This window comes from Actinomadura sp. B10D3 (assembly GCF_039871695.1).
GTDB classification, from domain to species: domain Bacteria; phylum Actinomycetota; class Actinomycetes; order Streptosporangiales; family Streptosporangiaceae; genus Spirillospora; species Spirillospora madurae.
Map to the genome: position 1 here is coordinate 24,257 of NZ_JBDPLY010000016.1, position 16,913 is coordinate 41,169.

Annotated in this window: 29 protein-coding genes; 27 read left to right on the forward strand and 2 right to left on the reverse strand. The window is 69.0% G+C overall.

The genetic code is table 11. The features are described from left to right. Positions 1-39 precede the first annotated feature (39 nt). The 19 genes from rplV (at position 40) to ABGB11_RS23450 (ending at position 10,006) form a co-directional block, all read left to right on the forward strand. Positions 40-423, forward strand: coding sequence for a 50S ribosomal protein L22 (rplV, locus tag ABGB11_RS23360; protein ID WP_075023906.1), 384 nt, complete (start codon positions 40-42; stop codon positions 421-423). Then, positions 423-1,271, forward strand: a complete 849-nt coding sequence (rpsC, locus tag ABGB11_RS23365) for a 30S ribosomal protein S3 (protein WP_024934182.1) — start codon at positions 423-425, stop codon at positions 1,269-1,271. Before rplV ends, rpsC begins: the two co-directional genes overlap by 1 nt. Before the next feature lie 7 nt (positions 1,272-1,278). Further along, the gene (gene rplP, locus ABGB11_RS23370) at positions 1,279-1,698 is read left to right on the forward strand and encodes a 50S ribosomal protein L16 (protein WP_021596731.1); all 420 of its coding nucleotides are present in this window, start codon (positions 1,279-1,281) and stop codon (positions 1,696-1,698) included. After that, positions 1,698-1,937: a 50S ribosomal protein L29 gene (rpmC, locus tag ABGB11_RS23375; protein WP_021596730.1), complete on the forward strand. Its 240-nt coding sequence runs from the start codon at positions 1,698-1,700 to the stop codon at positions 1,935-1,937. The genes rplP and rpmC overlap by 1 nt, the downstream gene beginning before the upstream one ends. Next, positions 1,934-2,206 carry a 30S ribosomal protein S17 gene (rpsQ, locus tag ABGB11_RS23380; RefSeq protein WP_021596729.1) on the forward strand — a complete coding sequence of 91 codons (273 nt, stop codon included), beginning with the start codon at positions 1,934-1,936 and terminating at the stop codon, positions 2,204-2,206. The genes rpmC and rpsQ overlap by 4 nt, the downstream gene beginning before the upstream one ends. Before the next feature lie 64 nt (positions 2,207-2,270). Next, complete coding sequence (gene rplN, locus ABGB11_RS23385; RefSeq protein WP_021596728.1) at positions 2,271-2,639, forward strand: 50S ribosomal protein L14; 369 nt, start codon at positions 2,271-2,273, stop codon at positions 2,637-2,639. After that, positions 2,639-2,947 carry a 50S ribosomal protein L24 gene (gene rplX / locus ABGB11_RS23390; RefSeq protein ID WP_250359996.1) on the forward strand — a complete coding sequence of 103 codons (309 nt, stop codon included), beginning with the start codon at positions 2,639-2,641 and terminating at the stop codon, positions 2,945-2,947. The genes rplN and rplX overlap by 1 nt, the downstream gene beginning before the upstream one ends. 5 nt (positions 2,948-2,952) lie before the next feature. Beyond that, complete coding sequence (gene rplE / locus ABGB11_RS23395) at positions 2,953-3,528, forward strand: 50S ribosomal protein L5 (RefSeq protein WP_347636031.1); 576 nt, start codon at positions 2,953-2,955, stop codon at positions 3,526-3,528. Between the two features lie 2 nt (positions 3,529-3,530). Further along, a complete protein-coding gene (locus tag ABGB11_RS23400) occupies positions 3,531-3,716 on the forward strand; it encodes a type Z 30S ribosomal protein S14 (protein WP_021596725.1) in 186 nt (61 codons plus the stop codon). Between the two features lie 150 nt (positions 3,717-3,866). Continuing rightward, a complete protein-coding gene (gene rpsH / locus ABGB11_RS23405; protein WP_347636033.1) occupies positions 3,867-4,265 on the forward strand; it encodes a 30S ribosomal protein S8 in 399 nt (132 codons plus the stop codon). Between the two features lie 16 nt (positions 4,266-4,281). Then, positions 4,282-4,818, forward strand: coding sequence for a 50S ribosomal protein L6 (gene rplF / locus ABGB11_RS23410; protein WP_347636034.1), 537 nt, complete (start codon positions 4,282-4,284; stop codon positions 4,816-4,818). Between the two features lie 2 nt (positions 4,819-4,820). Beyond that, positions 4,821-5,207 carry a 50S ribosomal protein L18 gene (gene rplR / locus ABGB11_RS23415; RefSeq protein ID WP_347636036.1) on the forward strand — a complete coding sequence of 129 codons (387 nt, stop codon included), beginning with the start codon at positions 4,821-4,823 and terminating at the stop codon, positions 5,205-5,207. Positions 5,208-5,238: 31 nt separating this feature from the next. Further along, entirely contained in the window at positions 5,239-5,862 is a 624-nt protein-coding gene (gene rpsE, locus ABGB11_RS23420) for a 30S ribosomal protein S5 (RefSeq protein WP_024934180.1), read from the forward strand. Further along, positions 5,859-6,041: a 50S ribosomal protein L30 gene (gene rpmD / locus ABGB11_RS23425; protein ID WP_021596720.1), complete on the forward strand. Its 183-nt coding sequence runs from the start codon at positions 5,859-5,861 to the stop codon at positions 6,039-6,041. The genes rpsE and rpmD overlap by 4 nt, the downstream gene beginning before the upstream one ends. 1 nt (position 6,042) lies before the next feature. Continuing rightward, a complete protein-coding gene (gene rplO / locus ABGB11_RS23430; RefSeq protein WP_347636037.1) occupies positions 6,043-6,516 on the forward strand; it encodes a 50S ribosomal protein L15 in 474 nt (157 codons plus the stop codon). A 229-nt stretch (positions 6,517-6,745) separates the two neighbouring features. Beyond that, positions 6,746-8,041 (forward strand): preprotein translocase subunit SecY, encoded by a 1,296-nt coding sequence (gene secY, locus ABGB11_RS23435; protein WP_024934179.1) that lies wholly within the window; start codon positions 6,746-6,748, stop codon positions 8,039-8,041. Then, positions 8,041-8,691, forward strand: a complete 651-nt coding sequence (locus tag ABGB11_RS23440) for an adenylate kinase (RefSeq protein ID WP_347636039.1) — start codon at positions 8,041-8,043, stop codon at positions 8,689-8,691. The genes secY and ABGB11_RS23440 overlap by 1 nt, the downstream gene beginning before the upstream one ends. 12 nt (positions 8,692-8,703) lie before the next feature. Continuing rightward, positions 8,704-9,543: a type I methionyl aminopeptidase gene (gene map, locus ABGB11_RS23445; protein ID WP_347636040.1), complete on the forward strand. Its 840-nt coding sequence runs from the start codon at positions 8,704-8,706 to the stop codon at positions 9,541-9,543. A gap of 13 nt (positions 9,544-9,556) precedes the next feature. Further along, entirely contained in the window at positions 9,557-10,006 is a 450-nt protein-coding gene (locus ABGB11_RS23450) for a DUF1707 domain-containing protein (protein WP_347636041.1), read from the forward strand. A 4-nt stretch (positions 10,007-10,010) separates the two neighbouring features. On the opposite strand, the gene ABGB11_RS23455 is transcribed toward ABGB11_RS23450, so the two are convergent. Together ABGB11_RS23455 and ABGB11_RS23460 are read right to left on the reverse strand one after the other, a co-directional pair. Next, the gene (locus ABGB11_RS23455; RefSeq protein WP_347636043.1) at positions 10,011-10,826 is read right to left on the reverse strand and encodes a phosphodiesterase; all 816 of its coding nucleotides are present in this window, start codon (positions 10,824-10,826) and stop codon (positions 10,011-10,013) included. A 220-nt stretch (positions 10,827-11,046) separates the two neighbouring features. Further along, positions 11,047-11,658, reverse strand: coding sequence for a hypothetical protein (locus tag ABGB11_RS23460; RefSeq protein WP_347636044.1), 612 nt, complete (start codon positions 11,656-11,658; stop codon positions 11,047-11,049). A 261-nt stretch (positions 11,659-11,919) separates the two neighbouring features. On the opposite strand from ABGB11_RS23460, the gene infA reads away from it, so the two are divergent. The 8 genes from infA to truA all read left to right on the forward strand — a co-directional run bounded on the left by infA (position 11,920) and on the right by truA (position 16,905). Next, positions 11,920-12,141, forward strand: coding sequence for a translation initiation factor IF-1 (gene infA, locus ABGB11_RS23465; protein WP_018657567.1), 222 nt, complete (start codon positions 11,920-11,922; stop codon positions 12,139-12,141). 66 nt (positions 12,142-12,207) lie between these two features. Further along, positions 12,208-12,321, forward strand: coding sequence for a 50S ribosomal protein L36 (rpmJ, locus tag ABGB11_RS23470; protein ID WP_021596712.1), 114 nt, complete (start codon positions 12,208-12,210; stop codon positions 12,319-12,321). Between the two features lie 183 nt (positions 12,322-12,504). Further along, complete coding sequence (gene rpsM, locus ABGB11_RS23475; RefSeq protein ID WP_347636046.1) at positions 12,505-12,885, forward strand: 30S ribosomal protein S13; 381 nt, start codon at positions 12,505-12,507, stop codon at positions 12,883-12,885. Positions 12,886-12,933: 48 nt separating this feature from the next. Next, entirely contained in the window at positions 12,934-13,335 is a 402-nt protein-coding gene (gene rpsK, locus ABGB11_RS23480; protein WP_021596710.1) for a 30S ribosomal protein S11, read from the forward strand. A 90-nt stretch (positions 13,336-13,425) separates the two neighbouring features. After that, positions 13,426-14,052: a 30S ribosomal protein S4 gene (gene rpsD, locus ABGB11_RS23485; RefSeq protein ID WP_347636048.1), complete on the forward strand. Its 627-nt coding sequence runs from the start codon at positions 13,426-13,428 to the stop codon at positions 14,050-14,052. Between the two features lie 106 nt (positions 14,053-14,158). Beyond that, positions 14,159-15,172, forward strand: a complete 1,014-nt coding sequence (locus ABGB11_RS23490) for a DNA-directed RNA polymerase subunit alpha (protein ID WP_250360001.1) — start codon at positions 14,159-14,161, stop codon at positions 15,170-15,172. A gap of 93 nt (positions 15,173-15,265) precedes the next feature. After that, positions 15,266-15,799 (forward strand): 50S ribosomal protein L17, encoded by a 534-nt coding sequence (rplQ, locus tag ABGB11_RS23495; protein ID WP_347636049.1) that lies wholly within the window; start codon positions 15,266-15,268, stop codon positions 15,797-15,799. Between the two features lie 209 nt (positions 15,800-16,008). Further along, positions 16,009-16,905, forward strand: a complete 897-nt coding sequence (gene truA / locus ABGB11_RS23500; RefSeq protein ID WP_347636050.1) for a tRNA pseudouridine(38-40) synthase TruA — start codon at positions 16,009-16,011, stop codon at positions 16,903-16,905. Positions 16,906-16,913: the final 8 nt, after the last annotated feature.

Genomic DNA, 16,913 nt, shown 5'->3' on the forward strand with positions numbered 1-16,913 from the left:
CAGGCAGAGCAGTTCGCACGTAGGAGAGAGGGATCAGCGATGGAAGCCAGGGCCCAGGCGCGGTTCATCCGCGTCACGCCCAGGAAGGCCCGCCGCGTGGTGGACCTCATCCGCGGCCTGCCTGCCGCGGAGGCTCAGGCGGTGCTGCGGTTCGCCCCCCAGGCTGCGAGTGAGCCGGTGGGCAAGGTGCTGGCGAGTGCCATCGCCAACGCCGAGCACAACTTCAAGCTCGACTCGGACACGCTCGTCGTGAGCCGTGCGTGGGTGGACGAGGGGCCGACGCTCAAGCGTTTCCGTCCCCGCGCCCAGGGCCGGGCTTACCGCATCAACAAGCGCACGAGCCACATCACGGTGGTCGTGGAGTCACGCGACGAGGCGTCGGCCGCGTCCGGTGGCGGTAAGAAGACGAGGAGGGCCCGGTAGTGGGTCAGAAGATCAACCCGCACGGGTTCCGGCTCGGCATCACCACCGACCACAAGTCCGTGTGGTTCGCCGACAAGCTCTACAAGGACTACGTCAAGGAAGACGTCCAGATCCGGCGCATGCTGCAGAAGGGCATGGACCGGGCCGGCATCTCCAAGGTGGAGATCGAGCGGACCCGTGACCGCGTCGAGGTCAACATCCACACCGCCCGGCCGGGCATCGTCATCGGCCGCCGCGGCGCGGAGGCCGAGCGGCTGCGCGGCGACCTGGAGAAGCTGACCGGCAAGCAGGTCCGGCTGAACATCCTCGAGGTGAAGAACCCCGAGATCGACGCGCAGCTCGTCGCGCAGGGCGTGGCCGAGCAGCTGTCCAGCCGCGTCGCGTTCCGCCGCGCCATGCGCAAGGCGATCCAGTCCGCGATGAAGTCGGGCGCCAAGGGCATCAAGGTGCAGTGCGGCGGCCGCCTCGGCGGCGCCGAGATGTCGCGGTCGGAGTTCTACCGCGAGGGCCAGGTCCCGCTGCACACGCTGCGCGCCGACATCGACTACGGGTTCTACGAGGCCCGGACGACGTTCGGCCGCATCGGCGTCAAGGTGTGGATCTACAAGGGCGAGGCCGCGCAGACGCGCGCCGAGCGCGAGCAGCAGGCCGCGCAGCAGCGCGCCGCCGGTGGCGGCGGCCGCGAGCGGCGCGGTGACCGTCGCGGCGGCGGCCGCGGTGGCCGTGGCGGACGCGGCGGCGCCGGTGGCGGCGAGCGCGGCGGCCGCGGCGGCGAGCAGAAGCAGCAGCAGGGTTCCGAGCAGCCGGCGCCGACCGCCGAGGCTGCTCCGCAGGGTGAGGGGAGCTGAGTAACCGATGCTGATCCCTCGCAAGGTCAAGCACCGCAAGCAGCACCACCCGAAGCGCCGCGGCATGGCCAAGGGCGGCACGAGGGTGACGTTCGGCGAGTACGGCATCCAGGCCGTCGAGGCCGCGTACGTGACCAACCGGCAGATCGAGGCCGCGCGTATCGCGATGACCCGCCACATCAAGCGCGGCGGCAAGGTCTGGATCAACATCTTCCCGGACCGTCCGCTGACCAAGAAGCCCGCCGAGACCCGCATGGGTTCAGGTAAGGGCTCGGTCGAGTGGTGGGTGGCCAACGTCAAGCCGGGCCGCGTGCTGTTCGAGATCTCCTACCCGAACGAGCAGATCGCTCGGGAGGCCCTCACGCGCGCGATCCACAAGCTCCCCATGAAGTGCAAGATCGTCAAGCGAGAGGTGGGTGAGTCCTGATGGCCAAGGGTCTTACCGCCGACGACCTGCGGACCGAGCCCGAGGACGTCCTGGTCACCAAGCTCAAGGAGGCCAAGGAGGAGCTGTTCAACCTCCGCTTCCAGGCCGCGACCGGCCAGCTTGAGAGCCACGGGCGGCTGCGCACCGTGAAGCGCGAGATCGCCCGCATCTACACCGTGATGCGGGAGCGCGAGCTCGGCATCGTCACGGTCGAGGACGCCGCGGAGGACAACGAATGACCGAGCAGCAGACCGAGCAGCGGAGCAGCCGCAAGATCCTTGAGGGTCTCGTGGTCAGCGACAAGATGGACAAGACTGTGGTCGTGTCCGTCGAGGACCGCGTCAAGCACGCGAAGTACCACAAGGTGATCCGCCGCACGAAGAACTACAAGGCGCACGACGAGGCCAACGAGTGTGGCGTCGGCGACCGCGTCCGTCTCATGGAGACCCGCCCGCTGTCGGCCACCAAGCGGTGGCGCGTGGTGGAGATCCTCGAGAAGGCCAAGTAATTACTGGTTCCACCAGGCTGACCACCGCGTTTGGTCAGAACCGGTGTGACGAACAGGAGTCAACGTGATCCAGCAGGAGTCGCGACTCAAGGTCGCCGACAACACGGGTGCGAAGGAGATCCTTTGCATCCGGGTTCTCGGCGGCTCGGGTCGGCGCTACGCGGGAGTCGGCGACATCATCGTCGCGACGGTGAAGGACGCCCTTCCCGGCGCCGGCGTGAAGAAGGGTGACGTCGTCAAGGCGGTCGTCGTGCGCACCCGCAAGGAGCGCCGGCGCCCGGACGGCTCCTACATCCGCTTCGACGAGAACGCCGCGGTCCTCATCAAGGACGGCGGGGACCCCCGCGGCACCCGCATCTTCGGGCCGGTGGGCCGCGAACTGCGCGAGAAGAAGTTCATGCGCATCATCTCGCTCGCGCCGGAGGTGCTCTGATGAAGATCCGCAAGGGCGACGAGGTCATCGTCCTCGCCGGCAAGGACAAGGGCGCGACGGGCAAGGTCCTGCGCGTCATCCCCCGCGAGGAGCGGGTCGTCGTCGAGGGCGTCAACCTCATCACCAAGAACATCAAGGCCGACCAGCAGCGTGCCGGCAAGGAGAGCGGTCGCGTCACGGTCGAGGCGCCGCTGCACGTCAGCAACGTCGCGATCGTCGAGGACGGCAAGCCGGTACGGGTCGGTTACCGCATCAACGAGGACGGCACGAAGGTTCGGATCTCGCGCCGTAGCGGTAAGGAGATCTGAGACCGATGACCGAGACCGTTACCGAGCGTCCCGTCCCCCAGCCGAGGCTCAAGCTGCGCTACCGCGAGGAGATCGCGGGCAAGATGCGCGAGCAGTTCGGCTACGCCAACGTCATGCAGATCCCCACGCTGACCAAGATCGTGGTCAACATGGGCGTCGGCGACGCGGCCAAGGACGCCAAGCTGATCGAGGGCGCGATCCGCGACCTGTCGGTCATCACCGGCCAGAAGCCGGCGGTGAACCGGGCCCGCAAGTCCATCGCGCAGTTCAAGCTGCGCGAGGGGATGCCGATCGGCGCGCACGCCACGCTGCGCGGCGACCGCATGTGGGAGTTCCTGGACCGGCTGCTGGCGACCGCGCTGCCCCGCATCCGCGACTTCCGCGGCCTGTCGCCGCGCCAGTTCGACGGGAACGGCAACTACACCTTCGGGCTGACCGAGCAGGTCATGTTCCACGAGGTCGACCCGGACAAGGTCGACCGGACGCGGGGCATGGACATCACGGTCGTGACGTCCGCGAAGACCGACGACGAGGGCCGGGCGCTGCTCAAGCTCCTGGGCTTCCCCTTCAAGGAGAGCTGAGCATGGCGAAGAAGTCGCTGATCGCCAAGTCGGCGCGGAAGCCGAAGTTCGGCGTGCGCGCGTACACTCGGTGCTCGCGCTGCGGGCGTCCGCGCTCCGTCTACCGGAAGTTCGGCCTGTGCCGCGTGTGCTTCCGGGAGATGGCCCACCGCGGTGAGCTGCCCGGCATCACGAAGTCCAGCTGGTGACCGCGGCCCCCGGGGGACGGCCCCGGGGGCGGCGGACGCCGGCCTGTAATGAATGACCAACCGGGCGCCCGAGAGGGCGTCCACGACCGCGCCAAAGGTCCACGGGCTCCATCACCCGAGGAAACCGTGGCGAGGGAGGGCCAGTAGGCCATGACGATGACCGACCCGATCGCAGACATGCTGACGCGTCTGCGGAACGCGAATTCGGCATACCACGACTCCGTGTCGATGCCGTACTCGAAGATCAAGGCGCACATCGCCGAGATCCTCCAGCAGGAGGGCTACATCTCGGGCTGGACCGTGGAGGACGCCGAGGTCGGCAAGAAGCTCGTGATCGAGCTGAAGTTCGGCCCGACCCGCGAGCGGTCGATCGCCGGCATCAAGCGCGTCTCGAAGCCGGGTCTGCGCGTGTACGCGAAGAAGGACAACCTGCCAAAGGTTCTGGGCGGGCTGGGCGTCGCGATCATCTCGACGTCCTCCGGCCTGATGACCGACCGGCAGGCGGGCAAGCGCGGCGTGGGCGGGGAAGTCCTCGCCTACGTCTGGTGAGGGGAGGGCTCTAACAATGTCTCGCATCGGACGACTCCCCATCACCGTGCCGAGCGGTGTCGAGGTCAAGCTCGACGGCCGCGAGGTCACCGTCAAGGGGCCGAAGGGCACGCTCTCGCACACCGTCGCGGAGCCCATCGAGGTCAGCCAGGAGGACGGCACGATCGTCGTCACCCGGCCGAACGACATCAACCGGGTGCGCGGCCTGCACGGGCTCACCCGGACGCTGATCAACAACATGGTCGTCGGGGTCACCGACGGCTACAAGAAGACCCTGGTCATCCAGGGCGTCGGCTACCGGGTGGTCGCCAAGGGCAAGAACGTCGAGTTCTCGCTCGGCTACAGCCACCCGATCCCGTTCGAGGCCCCGGAGGGCATCACCCTCACGGTGGAGAGGCCGACGCAGCTCACCGTCGAGGGCATCGACAAGCAGCTCGTCGGTGAGATCGCCGCCCGCATCCGCAAGCTGCGCAAGCCCGACCCGTACAAGGGCAAGGGCGTGCGCTACGAGGGCGAGCAGATCCGCCGCAAGGTCGGAAAGGCTGGTAAGTAGTCATGGCAGGCACCAAGACCCTGGCCGGCAAGGCCACGTCGGCGCGGGCCAAGTCCCGCAAGCGCCGGCACCTGCGGGTCCGCAAGAAGGTCGTGGGCACCGCCACGCGGCCTCGCCTGGTCGTGACCCGCTCCAGCAGGCACGTGTTCGTCCAGGTCATCGACGATGGGAAGGGCCACACGCTGGCCAGCGCGTCGACGATGGAGGCGGACCTGCGCGCCGACTCCGGCGACAAGACCGCCAAGTCCCGCAGGGTCGGCGAGCTCGTCGCCGCGCGGGCCAAGCAGGCGGGCGTCTCCGCGGTCGTGTTCGACCGCGGTGGCAACAAGTACCACGGCCGCATCGCCGCCGTCGCGGAGGGTGCGCGCGAAGGGGGCCTGGAACTGTGACGGCCCTGCACACGGTCAACGGAAGGAACCACTGATGGCAGCGCAGAGGCGTGGCGGCGGTCAGGGTGGCGACCGTCGCGATCGCCGCGACGACCGCCGCGGTGGCGCCGACAAGGGCCAGTCGTACATCGAGAAGGTCGTGGCGATCAACCGTGTCGCCAAGGTCGTCAAGGGCGGGCGTCGCTTCAGCTTCACCGCCCTGGTGATCGTCGGTGACGGCAACGGCACCGTCGGCGTCGGCTACGGCAAGGCCAAGGAGGTGCCCGCGGCGATCGCCAAGGGCGTCGAGGAGGCCAAGAAGCACTTCTTCAAGGTGCCGCGGATCCAGGGCACCATCCCGCACCTGGTGCAGGCGCGGGACGCCGCGGGCGAGGTCCTGCTGCGTCCGGCCAGCCCCGGTACCGGCGTCATCGCCGGCGGCCCGGTGCGCGCGGTGCTGGAGTGCGCCGGCATCCACGACGTGCTCAGCAAGTCGCTCGGCAGCGACAACGCGATCAACATCGTGCACGCGACGATCGCGGGTCTGAAGGCGCTCAAGCGTCCCGAGGAGATCGCGGCCAAGCGCGGCCTGCCGATCGAGGACGTCGCCCCGGCCGCCATGCTGCGCGCGCGTGCCGCGGGCAGCGAGCCCAGGGCGGAGGCCGCGGCGTCATGAGCAACCTGAAGATCACGCAGACCAAGTCCGTGATCAGCGAGAAGCAGAACCAGCGTGACACGCTGCGCACCCTCGGCCTGAAGAAGATCGGGCAGAGCGTGGTCCGGGAGGACCGCCCCGAGGTGCTCGGCATGATCCGGACGGTGGCGCACCTGGTCACCGTCGAGGAGGTCGACTGACATGGCGGCTGATCTCGGCAAGGACACCGAGGGCACCCCGCTCAAGGTCCACGACCTGCGTCCGGCCCCCGGCGCCAACAAGGCCAAGACCCGCAAGGGCCGCGGCGAGGCGTCCAAGGGCAAGACCGCGGGCCGCGGCACCAAGGGCACGAAGGCCCGCAGCACCGTCCCCGTCGGTTTCGAGGGCGGGCAGATGCCGCTGATCCGCCGGGTTCCGAAGCTCAAGGGCTTCAAGAACCCGAACCGGGTCGAGTTCCAGGTCGTGAACCTGGACAAGCTCGCCGCGCTCTACCCGGAGGGCGGCGAGGTCACGGCGGAGGACCTGGCGGCCAAGGGCGCGGTGCGCCGCGGCCGTCCGGTCAAGGTCCTCGGCACCGGCGACATCTCCGTCGCGGTCCAGGTGAAGGCGCACGCCTTCTCCGGCTCCGCCAAGGAGAAGATCGCCGCCGCCGGCGGTACCGCCGACGAGCTGTAAGAAGGAACACCGTTGATGCCGGGGCCGTTCTCGTCCAATGCCCGGGGCCGCGAGGCCGCCGGGATGGGCGAGACGGCCCCGGTGTCATCTGCTGTTAGAGTCACACGGGCGAAGGTGACCGCGTGAGATTCCACACTCGGGTTTCTCAGCGGGTATCCTCCGCCCGACCTCATGGACCTGTAACCGGCCCCTCGGCGGCCATGAATTCGCCAGTCGCGCAGGAGGAATGGTGCTGACCGCGTTCGCTCGGGCTTTCCGTACGCCTGACCTGCGTAAAAAGTTGTTCTTCACGTTGATGATGATCGTGGTGTTCCGGATCGGCTCGATCCTGCCCACGCCGAACGTCAACGTGAAGGTGCTGAAGGAGACCGCCGACGCGGCCAAGGAGAGCAACCAGCTCTACGGACTCGTCGACCTGTTCAGCGGCGGCGCGCTGCTGAAACTGTCGGTGTTCGCGCTGGGAATCATGCCGTACATCACGGCGAGCATCATCCTGCAGCTGCTGACGGTGGTGATCCCGCGCCTGGAGGCCCTGAAGAAGGAGGGCCAGGCCGGCACCACGAAGATCACGCAGTACACGCGCTACCTGACGGTCGGGCTGGCGATCCTGCAGGCCACCGGCATCGTGGCGATGGCGAGCACCGGGCAGCTCTTCCAGGGTGTGTCGGGCAGCGACGACATCCTGTACGAGACGGGCATCTTCCCGATCCTCACCATGGTGATCTGCATGGTGGCGGGCACGACCGTCATCATGTGGCTGGGCGAGCTGGTCACCGACCGCGGCGTCGGCAACGGCATGTCGATCCTGATCTTCACGCAGGTCGTGGCGGTCTTCCCGGCCCAGTTCTGGAGCATCTACAAGGCCAAGAACGGTTTCGTCTTCGCGGTCGTGATCCTCGTCGGCCTGGCGATCATGGCGGGCGTCGTGTTCGTCGAGCAGGCGCAGCGGCGCATCCCCGTCCAGTACGCCAAGCGGATGGTGGGCCGGCGCATGTACGGCGGGACGTCCACCTACATCCCGCTGAAGGTGAACCAGGCCGGCATCATCCCGATCATCTTCGCGTCGTCGCTGCTCTACCTGCCGGTGCTGGCGACGCAGCTGTGGCCCGACACCAAGTGGCTGCAGAAGGTCCAGCCGTACCTGCAGCAGGACAACGCCTGGCACATGGCGATCTTCTTCGTCTTCATCATCTTCTTCACGTACTTCTACGTGGCGATCACCTTCAACCCCACTGAAGTCGCCGACAACATGAAGAAGTATGGTGGATTCATCCCAGGTATCCGTCCTGGTCGGCCGACCGCCGAATACCTCGACTTCGTGCTGACCAGGATCACCACACCCGGTGCTCTGTACCTGGGGCTCGTGTCCCTGATCCCGATGGTCGCGTTCGCACTCCTGAACGCCACCAACGACTTCCCGTTCGGCGGCGCGAGCATCCTCATCGTCGTCGGCGTCGGACTGGATACAGTGAAGCAGATCGAGAGTCAGCTGCAGCAGCGCAACTACGAGGGCTTCCTCCGGTAGTGCGTATCGTGCTGGTGGGCCCCCCGGGAGCGGGCAAGGGGACGCAGGCCCAGTTCATCGCATCTCATCTGTCGGTCCCGAAGATATCGACAGGTGACATCTTCCGCGCGAACGTCAGCGGCGGCACCGAGCTCGGCCGGCAGGCCAAGCAGTACATGGACCGCGGCGACCTCGTCCCGGACGAGGTGACGATCGCGATGGTCCGCGACCGGCTCGCCGAGGACGACGCCCGCGACGGGTTCCTGCTGGACGGGTTCCCGCGCAACGTCCCGCAGGCCGAGACGCTGAAGAAGATCCTCGCCGAGTGGGACGCCCGCCTCGACATCGTGCTGGAGCTCGTCGTCGATGAGGACGAGGTCGTCCGCCGGCTGTCGGGGCGGCGCACCTGCGACCGGTGCGGCCGGATCTGGCACGTCGACTTCGACGACAAGCAGGACGACATCTGCGACGACTGCGGCGGCCACCTGTTCCAGCGCGACGACGACAAGGAAGAGGTCGTCATGCACCGCCTGGAGGTCTACCGGCACGACACGGCCCCGCTGGTGCAGTTCTACGCCGACGAGAACATCCTCGTCGGCATCGACGCGACCGGGCCCGTGGAAGAGGTCACCAAGCGCGCCCTGACCGCGCTGCGCCCGCTGGAGAGGTGACGGCGGCGAGCGATGTTCAGACGGCGTAGGCCCGCGATCCAGATGAAGACCGCGGAGCAGATCGAGCTGATGCGCGCGGCGGGCCTGCTCGTCGGCCGGACGCTGGAGCTGCTGCGCGAGGCGGTCAAGCCGGGGATCACCACCCTCGACCTGGACGCCCTCGCCGAGCGGCACATCCGCGACAACGGCGGCGTCCCGTCGTTCAAGGGCTACCACGGCTTCACCGGCACGATCTGCGCCTCGATCAACGAGGAGATCGTGCACGGCATCCCGCGGGCGGACAAGGTGCTGCGGGACGGCGACATCATCTCGATCGACTGCGGCGCGATCGTCGAGGGCTGGCACGGCGACGCGGCGATCACGGTCCCGGTCGGCGAGATCACCGAGGCGGAGCGGCGGCTGCTGGAGGTCACCGAGACGTCCCTGTGGCGCGGTCTCGCGGCCGGGACGGCCGGGGCGCGGCTCACGGACATGTCGCACGCGATCGAGGCTTACATCCGCTCTCAGGGCCGCTACGGGATCGTGGAGGGGTACGGGGGCCACGGCATCGGTACCGAGATGCACATGGACCCGCTGATCCCGAACCACGGCGCGCCGGGGCACGGGCCCGTCCTGGAGCCGGGGATGTGCTTCGCGGTGGAGCCGATGGTGAACCTCGGCACGAAGGAGACCGCCGAGCTGGACGACGGCTGGACGGTCGTGACGACCGACGGGCGGTCCTCGGCGCACTTCGAGCACACCTTCGCGGTCACCGAGGACGGTCCCCGCGTCCTGACCGCTCTCGACGAGGGGCGCGAACGGTTCGCCAAGCTCGCGTCGCCGCAGCAGAATGGAACGGACGGCTCGTCCTGAAGGTGCGGGAGGAATGATGGCGCCGAACCCTGACATCCGGGCCTCGGACGCCGACCGCGACCGGGTCGCGGCGAGCCTGCGCGAGCACTGCGCGCTCGGCCGGATCACGATGGACGAGCTGCAGGAGCGGCTGGAGTCGGTGTACGCGGCGAAGACCCTCGGTCAGCTCCAGGAGGTCACGGCCGACCTGCCGGAGGAGGACCTCTACCAGCTTCCCGTCCCGGCGTCGCAGCCGAAGAGCACCACCTCCCCGGCGCGGGCCCCGTCCCGCGACCTCGACCTGACCGGCGCCCGCGCTTGGGGCGCCTGGGCGGTGGTCAGCGGGATCAACTTCACGATCTGGCTGGCCGTCATGCTGGCGACGGGGGACGCGGTCTACCCGTGGTGGATCTGGGTGGCGGGCCCGTGGGGCGCGGCCCTGCTGCTGCGCACGATCCTCGGCGGCCGGTCGGGGAGCGGCTGACGGCTCACTCCACGTCCATCAGCGGCCGGTAGTTCCCGGTCGGGGCGAAGTGCGTGGTGGCGGTGCCGTCCTCGCCGATGAGGTGGACGGCGAACCCGGCGGGCTCGCCCGTGACGGCGGCGCGGCCCTGCTTGGTGAGGTCGAGGAACAGCTGCCGGTAGGTGCTCGGGCAGGTCGTGCTGACCGTCCCGGCGAGCGATCCGACGGACGCGCGGTGGACGTGCCCGGAGATGATCCGCACGACCTGCGGGTGCCGGGAGATGACGGAGGCGAACCCGGCCGGGTCGACGAACCGCAGGTCGTCGATGAACCGCATCCCGATGGGGTAGGGCGGGTGGTGGGTGGCGATGACCGTGGGGGTGTCGGGGGCCGCAGAGAGGGTCGCGTCCAGCCAGGCGAGGCGCTCCTCGCTCATGTGCCCGTGGGGGTGGCCGTCGACGGTGGTGTCGCAGCAGACGAGCCGGGCGCCCGCGACGTCGGCGGCGTACTGGAGGGGAGCCCCGGGCCCGGTCGCGGTGCCGGACACGGCCGGGTGGTCGCCGAACGCCTTGCGCATCGCGTCGCGGTCGTCGTGGTTGCCGCACATGGGGTAGACGGCCATCGGCAGCGGCGACAGCAGCGCGTGCAGCCGGGCGTACTCGGCGGGCCGCCCGGCGTCGGCCAGGTCACCGGTGAGGACGACGGCGTCGGGCCGCGCGGGCAGCGACAGCAGGCTCGACACGGCGGCCCGCAGGGCGCGCACCGGACCGGAGGCGTCGTCCACCTCGCCGTCCCGTCCGGCCGCCAGGTGGATGTCGCTCAGCTGCGCGATGATCGCCATCGATCCCCTCTTCCCCCTTGCCCCAACACATCACGGACCCACACCCCGGGCACCCCCGGCCCCACCCCGAGACGATCTTCGCGCTCAGCCGCCCGGACTGTCGACTCGCCCATGTAAAAACGACATTACGGGCATCTCTCGCGCCCCGGGAGTGAGCCTTTCAGGACGTCTCAAGGGTCTGGCGAGTTCATTGTGGGGGGACGCCCCCCACGTCCCCCGACTACGCCACGTGGGGGATCACCAAGGACAGGGCCGAGGTCACCTCTTCGGGGGCCGGGGCCACGTCGGGGACGACGTCGCGCAGCGCGAGCCAGCCGTTGATGGCCTGGACGGTCGGCCTGGCCTCCACCAGCTGCGGGTCGTCGAGGTCGTACCAGGCGGCGACCTTGGACCAGCGCCACAGCCGGTGGCCGGCGGTCGACATCTCCGAGGACGGGAAGCCGGTGGCGCCGCGGGCCCCGGTGATCGCGTGCCGGACCGAGTCCAGGGACCGACCGACCCGCTCGGCGATGTCGCGGATCGTCAGCAGCGGGTCGGCCTCCACCTGCAGGACGTGCAGGCCGGGCGCGCTCTCCTCCACATGCCCCACCACCTCCATGATCGCCGCGGCGAGGGTGGAGCCGGACCAGGAGCAGGAGGCGTTGCCCAGACGTTCCGCCGAGCGGGGCTCGTCGATCGGATGGTGGCGGGTGGGGGCTGAAGGACGGTCTGCGTGGTGGGGCTCGCTGATGATCGACACCGTGACCGCGCCGTGCGTGCGGTCGAACAGCGGGTCCAGCTCCTCCTCGTAGAGGGGACGACTGAGGATCAGCGCGAAGTCATAGCTCGGCATGCTGATCCTCCTCGGACGTCTCTCTCCTGGAAAGGTACAACGCGTACGCGATGTATGCTTGGGTCGGGAGGAGTCTCCGGACCCGTATCATGCGTTGATTTCGCATTGGGCGGCCGGTTGACGTAGACTCCTTTGTCGGTCCGTTGCCGGCCGCCTGATTCCCCTTCCCTGACGCTTCCGCGTCGCGGTGCGGGTTGCGGCCGATTCTCCCCTGGAGAGCCGGGCCGCGTCCAATGAGCCGATCAGCGAAGCGCGGAGGACATGCCCAAGAAAGAAGGGGCCATCGAGATCGAGGGCACCGTGATCGAGTCCCTCCCGAACGCCATGTTCCGGGTGGAGCTCGACAACGGGCACAAGGTGCTCGCCCACATCAGCGGCAAGATGCGGATGCACTACATCCGGATCCTGCCGGACGACCGCGTCGTTGTGGAGTTGAGCCCCTACGACCTCACGCGCGGTCGGATCGTCTACCGCTACAAGTAAATCCCACTGGGGTTGCCTTCCCCGTGCGTGGCGGCGCGGGGGTGACCCTGATTCCTAGGAGACCCAGTGAAGGTCAAGCCGAGCGTCAAGAAGATCTGCAACAAGTGCCGCGTCATCCGCCGGCACGGCCGGGTCATGGTGATCTGCTCCGACCCGCGCCACAAGCAGCGTCAGGGCTGACGCTCAACCACAGCAAGCGCATCGCAGCCTTCGCACCGGGCCGTACGAACCCCTTCCGGGGTCGTACGGCACCGTCGTGTGGAGGAGTACCCCCGGATCTCCGGAGGCCGGGGCCGCCACCCGGGCAGGGTGTGTGCGGAGGCGACGCGTCCATACCTCCGGGAGAATGAAGGGACTGCCCACATGGCACGCCTCCTCGGCGTCGACCTCCCGCGCGACAAGCGCCTCGAGGTCGCTCTCACCTACATCTTCGGCATCGGCCGGACGCGGGCGCTGGAGACCCTCGCGGGCACCGGCATCAGCGGCGACCTGCGCGTGCACCAGCTCGGCGACGACGAGCTGGTCACGCTCCGCGACTGGATCGAGGCGAACTACAAGATCGAGGGTGATCTTCGCCGCGAGGTCCAGGCGGACATCCGCCGCAAGATCGAGATCGGGTGCTACCAGGGCATCCGGCACCGCCGCGGGCTTCCGGTGCACGGTCAGCGCACGCAGACCAACGCGCGTACCCGCAAGGGCAAGAAGAAGACCGTGGCCGGCAAGAAGAAGGCCGGCAAGAAGTAGTCCGGAGTCGGTCCTCCGGATCGATGACCTCAGAGTAGAGAGAGCAGAATGCCTCCTAAAAGCCGTGTCGGCGCCAAGAAGGTGCGCCGCAAGGAGAAGAAGAACGTCGCTCACGGGCACGCCCACATCAAGAGCACGTTCAACAACACGATCGTCTCGATCACCGACCCCAACGGCAACGTGATCTCCTGGGCCTCCTCGGGCCACGTCGGGTTCAAGGGCTCGCGCAAGTCCACCCCGTTCGCCGCGCAGCAGGCCGCCGAGGCCGCCGCCCGGCGCGCGATGGAGCACGGCATGCGCAAGGTCGACGTCTTCGTGAAGGGCCCGGGCTCGGGCCGCGAGACCGCCATCCGGTCGCTGCAGGCGACCGGCCTCGAGGTGGGCTCGATCCAGGACGTCACGCCCGTTCCGCACAACGGCTGCCGCCCGCCGAAGCGCCGGAGGGTCTGACCCGTGAAGAGCAATCTGGAAGCTGCGCAGGCGGCACCGCCCGCCACTGTGCTGGCCGGCCGGGTCTGAGGCAGGGGGAGATCTAGAACAATGGCTCGTTACACCGGTGCGGACTGCAAGCTCTGCCGCCGCGAGAAGATGAAGCTGTTCCTCAAGGGCAGCAAGTGCGAGGGCCCGAAGTGCCCGATCGAGATCCGTCCCTACCCGCCGGGTGAGCACGGACGCGGCCGGCCCAAGGAGACCGAGTACCTGCTGCAGCTCCGCGAGAAGCAGAAGGCTCGCCGCATCTACGGCGTGCTGGAGAAGCAGTTCCACAACTACTACGTCGAGGCGAACCGCCAGCAGGGCAAGACGGGCGACAACCTGCTCACGCTGCTGGAGCGGCGGCTCGACAACGTCGTCTACCGGGGCGGCTTCGCCAAGTCCCGCGACATGGCCCGCCAGCTCATCCGGCACGGCCACATCCGGGTCAACGGCAAGAAGGTCAACATCCCGTCGGCCCTCGTGAGCGAGGCCGACATCATCGACGTCAAGCCCAAGTCGGCCGAGATGACGCCGTTCCAGGTCGCCAAGGCCGAGGTCGGCGAGCGGCAGGTCCCGGCGTGGCTCGGGGTGGACGGCGAGAAGATGCGGATCCTCGTGCACTCGCTGCCCGTCCGGCAGCAGATCGACGCTCCCGTCCAGGAGCAGCTGATCGTCGAGCTCTACTCCAAGTAGGGCTCACGCCGTTCCGCCGGGATCCCCGGGTGGGATCCCGGCGGAACGGGGAACACTCTCGAACGCGGTAGTCAAATAGCGGGCACCGCGGAAAGAAGGCATCACCATGCTCATCGCTCAGCGTCCCACTCTCACCGAAGAGCAGGTCGACGAGTACCGGTCGCGGTTCACCATCGAGCCGCTGGAGCCGGGCTTCGGCTACACGATCGGCAACTCGCTGCGCCGTACCCTGCTCTCCTCGATTCCCGGTGCGGCCGTCACCAGCATCCGGATCGAGGGCGTCCTGCACGAGTTCTCCACCGTGCCGGGCGTCAAGGAGGACGTCACCGACATCATCCTGAACCTCAAGGAGCTCGTCGTCTCGTCCGAGCACGACGAGCCCGTGGTCATGTACCTGCGCAAGCAGGGGCCGGGCGAGGTCACCGCGGCCGACATCGCGCCGCCCGCGGGCGTCGAGGTCCACAACCCCGACCTGCACATCGCCACGCTGAACAACAAGGCCAAGCTGGAGATGGAGCTGACGGTCGAGCGCGGCCGCGGCTACGTCTCCGCCGCGCAGAACAAGCAGCCGGGCCAGGAGATCGGCCGGATCCCGATCGACTCCATCTACTCGCCCGTGCTCAAGGTCACCTACAAGGTCGAGGCCACCCGAGTCGAGCAGCGCACCGACTTCGACCGCCTCATCCTGGACGTGGAGACCAAGCAGGCGATGCTGCCGCGCGACGCGGTCGCCTCCGCCGGCAAGACCCTCGTCGAGCTGTTCGGGCTGGCCCGGGAGCTCAACGTCGAGGCCGAGGGCATCGACATGGGCCCGTCCCCGACGGACGCCGCGCTCGCCGCGGACCTGGCCCTGCCGATCGAGGAGCTGAACCTGACGGTCCGCTCCTACAACTGCCTGAAGCGCGAGGGCATCCACTCGGTGGGCGAGCTCGTGGCCCGCTCCGAGCAGGACCTGCTCGACATCAGGAACTTCGGCGCCAAGTCGATCGAAGAGGTCAAGCAGAAGCTCAACGACATGGGCCTGTCGCTGAAGGACTCCCCGCCCGGGTTCGACCCGAGCGCGGCGGCGGACTCCTACACCGACGACGACCAGAGCTACGCCGAGACCGAGCAGTACTGACACCCGATTCCGGCGGCCGGGGGCGCGCTCCCCGGCCGGCCCGGAACCAGCTGACGCCGGTACCTGATACGGCCGGCGCAGGAAGGAAGCACCATGCCCCAGCCCACCAAGGGCGCCCGCCTCGGCGGTAGCGCGGCTCACCAGAAGCTGATTCTGGCGAACCTGGCCACGGCGCTGTTCGAGCACGGCCGCATCACCACCACCGAGGCCAAGGCCCGCCGTGTCCGCCCGCTGGCGGAGAAGCTGATCACCAAGGCCAAGAAGGGCGACCTGCACAACCGCCGCCTCGTGGCCCGGACGATCCGCGACAAGGGTGTGCTCCACGAGCTCTTCACCGAGATCGCGCCGCGCTTCGAGAACCGTCCCGGCGGCTACACCCGCATCACCAAGATCGGCCCGCGGAAGGGCGACAACGCCCCGATGGCCGTGATCGAGCTGGTGCAGGAGCAGCTGGCCGCGTCCACCGGCAAGGCCGACACGCCCAAGGTCGCCGAGGAGGACCTGCCCGCCGAGGGCGAGGTCACCCTCAGCAAGGCCGGCGCCGACGAGCCCGAGGCCGCGGACGCGAAGGCCGAGGCGGAAGCCGAGGACGCCAAGGACGACGCCAAGGCCGAGGGCAAGGAGTAGTTCTCCGCGCGACCTAGGCGAGCGTTTGCTCGACATTCGTGAGGGCCCGCCGTTTCCTTCGGGACGGCGGGCCTGAACTTTGCCAGACTTGATCTCATGGTCATGGCAGGCGGGCGGCGGTTAAGCGGGGGGCGTGTCAGGGAAGTGCCCGGTGGACGCGGATCATCGGGGGGAACGGACGCACGGTGCAGAGGGACGATACGGCTGACATGACCGCTCTGGTACGACTCCGGCTCGACATCGGCTACGACGGGTCGGACTTCGCGGGCTGGGCGAGGCAGCCGAACCAGCGGACCGTCCAGGGCGTCATCGAGGACGCGCTGGCGCGGATGCTGCGCCTGGACCCGCCTCCCATGCTCACCGTCGCGGGACGCACCGACGCCGGCGTCCACGCCCGCGGCCAGGTCGCCCACCTGGTCGTCCCGGTGGCCGCCTACTCGGCGATCAACGGGACGATGCCGCGCCGGCTCGCCGGGCTGCTGCCGCCGGACGTGCGGGTGTGGCGCGTGTCGGTCGCGCCCGAGGGGTTCGACGCGCGCTTCTCCGCGCTGTCCCGCCGCTACGTGTACCGGGTGTGCGACAACCCGGTCGGGGTGGATCCGCTGCGCCGCCACGACGTGCTGTGGCACCCGCGCCCGCTGAACCTCGCCCGGATGAACGAGGCCGCGCGCCTGCTGGTGGGGGAGAACGACTTCGCCGCGTACTGCCGGAAACGGGAGGGCGCGACGACGATCCGCGAGCTGCTGCGGTACGAGTGGGCCCGCGACGACCGCGACCCGCACCTGGTGCTCGCGACCGTGGAGGCCGACGCGTTCTGCCACTCGATGGTCCGCGCGCTCGTCGGCGCCCTGCTCATGGTCGGGGACGGGCGGCGCGAGGCCGAGTGGCCCGCGCAGGTGCTCGCCGCCCGCGTCCGCGACTCGGGGGTGAACGTCGCGCCGGCGCACGGCCTGTGCCTGGAGGAGATCCGCTACCCGGACGACGACAGCCTGGCCCGCCGCGCCCAGGAGACCCGCCGGGTCCGGACGCTGAACGCCACCGCCGCCGCGGCGGCCGCGGAGCAGCCCGCCCCGTCCGGCGGGGCCGCGCCCCGGCAGGGCGGCTGACCCGCGGG

Excerpts from the sequence above, each read along its gene's own strand:
- rplV (WP_075023906.1), top strand. The coding sequence starts at position 40 with ATGGAAGCCAGGGCCCAGGCGCGGTTCATCCGCGTCACGCCCAGGAAG.
- rplP (WP_021596731.1), top strand. The coding sequence starts at position 1,279 with ATGCTGATCCCTCGCAAGGTCAAGCACCGCAAGCAGCACCACCCGAAG.
- rpmC (WP_021596730.1), top strand. The coding sequence starts at position 1,698 with ATGGCCAAGGGTCTTACCGCCGACGACCTGCGGACCGAGCCCGAGGAC.
- rpsQ (WP_021596729.1), top strand. The coding sequence starts at position 1,934 with ATGACCGAGCAGCAGACCGAGCAGCGGAGCAGCCGCAAGATCCTTGAG.
- rplX (WP_250359996.1), top strand. The coding sequence starts at position 2,639 with ATGAAGATCCGCAAGGGCGACGAGGTCATCGTCCTCGCCGGCAAGGAC.
- rplE (WP_347636031.1), top strand. The coding sequence starts at position 2,953 with ATGACCGAGACCGTTACCGAGCGTCCCGTCCCCCAGCCGAGGCTCAAG.
- ABGB11_RS23400 (WP_021596725.1), top strand. The coding sequence starts at position 3,531 with ATGGCGAAGAAGTCGCTGATCGCCAAGTCGGCGCGGAAGCCGAAGTTC.
- rpsH (WP_347636033.1), top strand. The coding sequence starts at position 3,867 with ATGACGATGACCGACCCGATCGCAGACATGCTGACGCGTCTGCGGAAC.
- rplF (WP_347636034.1), top strand. The coding sequence starts at position 4,282 with ATGTCTCGCATCGGACGACTCCCCATCACCGTGCCGAGCGGTGTCGAG.
- rplR (WP_347636036.1), top strand. The coding sequence starts at position 4,821 with ATGGCAGGCACCAAGACCCTGGCCGGCAAGGCCACGTCGGCGCGGGCC.
- rpmD (WP_021596720.1), top strand. The coding sequence starts at position 5,859 with ATGAGCAACCTGAAGATCACGCAGACCAAGTCCGTGATCAGCGAGAAG.
- rplO (WP_347636037.1), top strand. The coding sequence starts at position 6,043 with ATGGCGGCTGATCTCGGCAAGGACACCGAGGGCACCCCGCTCAAGGTC.
- map (WP_347636040.1), top strand. The coding sequence starts at position 8,704 with ATGTTCAGACGGCGTAGGCCCGCGATCCAGATGAAGACCGCGGAGCAG.
- ABGB11_RS23450 (WP_347636041.1), top strand. The coding sequence starts at position 9,557 with ATGATGGCGCCGAACCCTGACATCCGGGCCTCGGACGCCGACCGCGAC.
- ABGB11_RS23455 (WP_347636043.1), bottom strand. The coding sequence starts at position 10,826 with ATGGCGATCATCGCGCAGCTGAGCGACATCCACCTGGCGGCCGGACGG.
- ABGB11_RS23460 (WP_347636044.1), bottom strand. The coding sequence starts at position 11,658 with ATGCCGAGCTATGACTTCGCGCTGATCCTCAGTCGTCCCCTCTACGAG.
- infA (WP_018657567.1), top strand. The coding sequence starts at position 11,920 with ATGCCCAAGAAAGAAGGGGCCATCGAGATCGAGGGCACCGTGATCGAG.
- rpsM (WP_347636046.1), top strand. The coding sequence starts at position 12,505 with ATGGCACGCCTCCTCGGCGTCGACCTCCCGCGCGACAAGCGCCTCGAG.
- rpsK (WP_021596710.1), top strand. The coding sequence starts at position 12,934 with ATGCCTCCTAAAAGCCGTGTCGGCGCCAAGAAGGTGCGCCGCAAGGAG.
- rpsD (WP_347636048.1), top strand. The coding sequence starts at position 13,426 with ATGGCTCGTTACACCGGTGCGGACTGCAAGCTCTGCCGCCGCGAGAAG.
- ABGB11_RS23490 (WP_250360001.1), top strand. The coding sequence starts at position 14,159 with ATGCTCATCGCTCAGCGTCCCACTCTCACCGAAGAGCAGGTCGACGAG.
- rplQ (WP_347636049.1), top strand. The coding sequence starts at position 15,266 with ATGCCCCAGCCCACCAAGGGCGCCCGCCTCGGCGGTAGCGCGGCTCAC.
- truA (WP_347636050.1), top strand. The coding sequence starts at position 16,009 with ATGACCGCTCTGGTACGACTCCGGCTCGACATCGGCTACGACGGGTCG.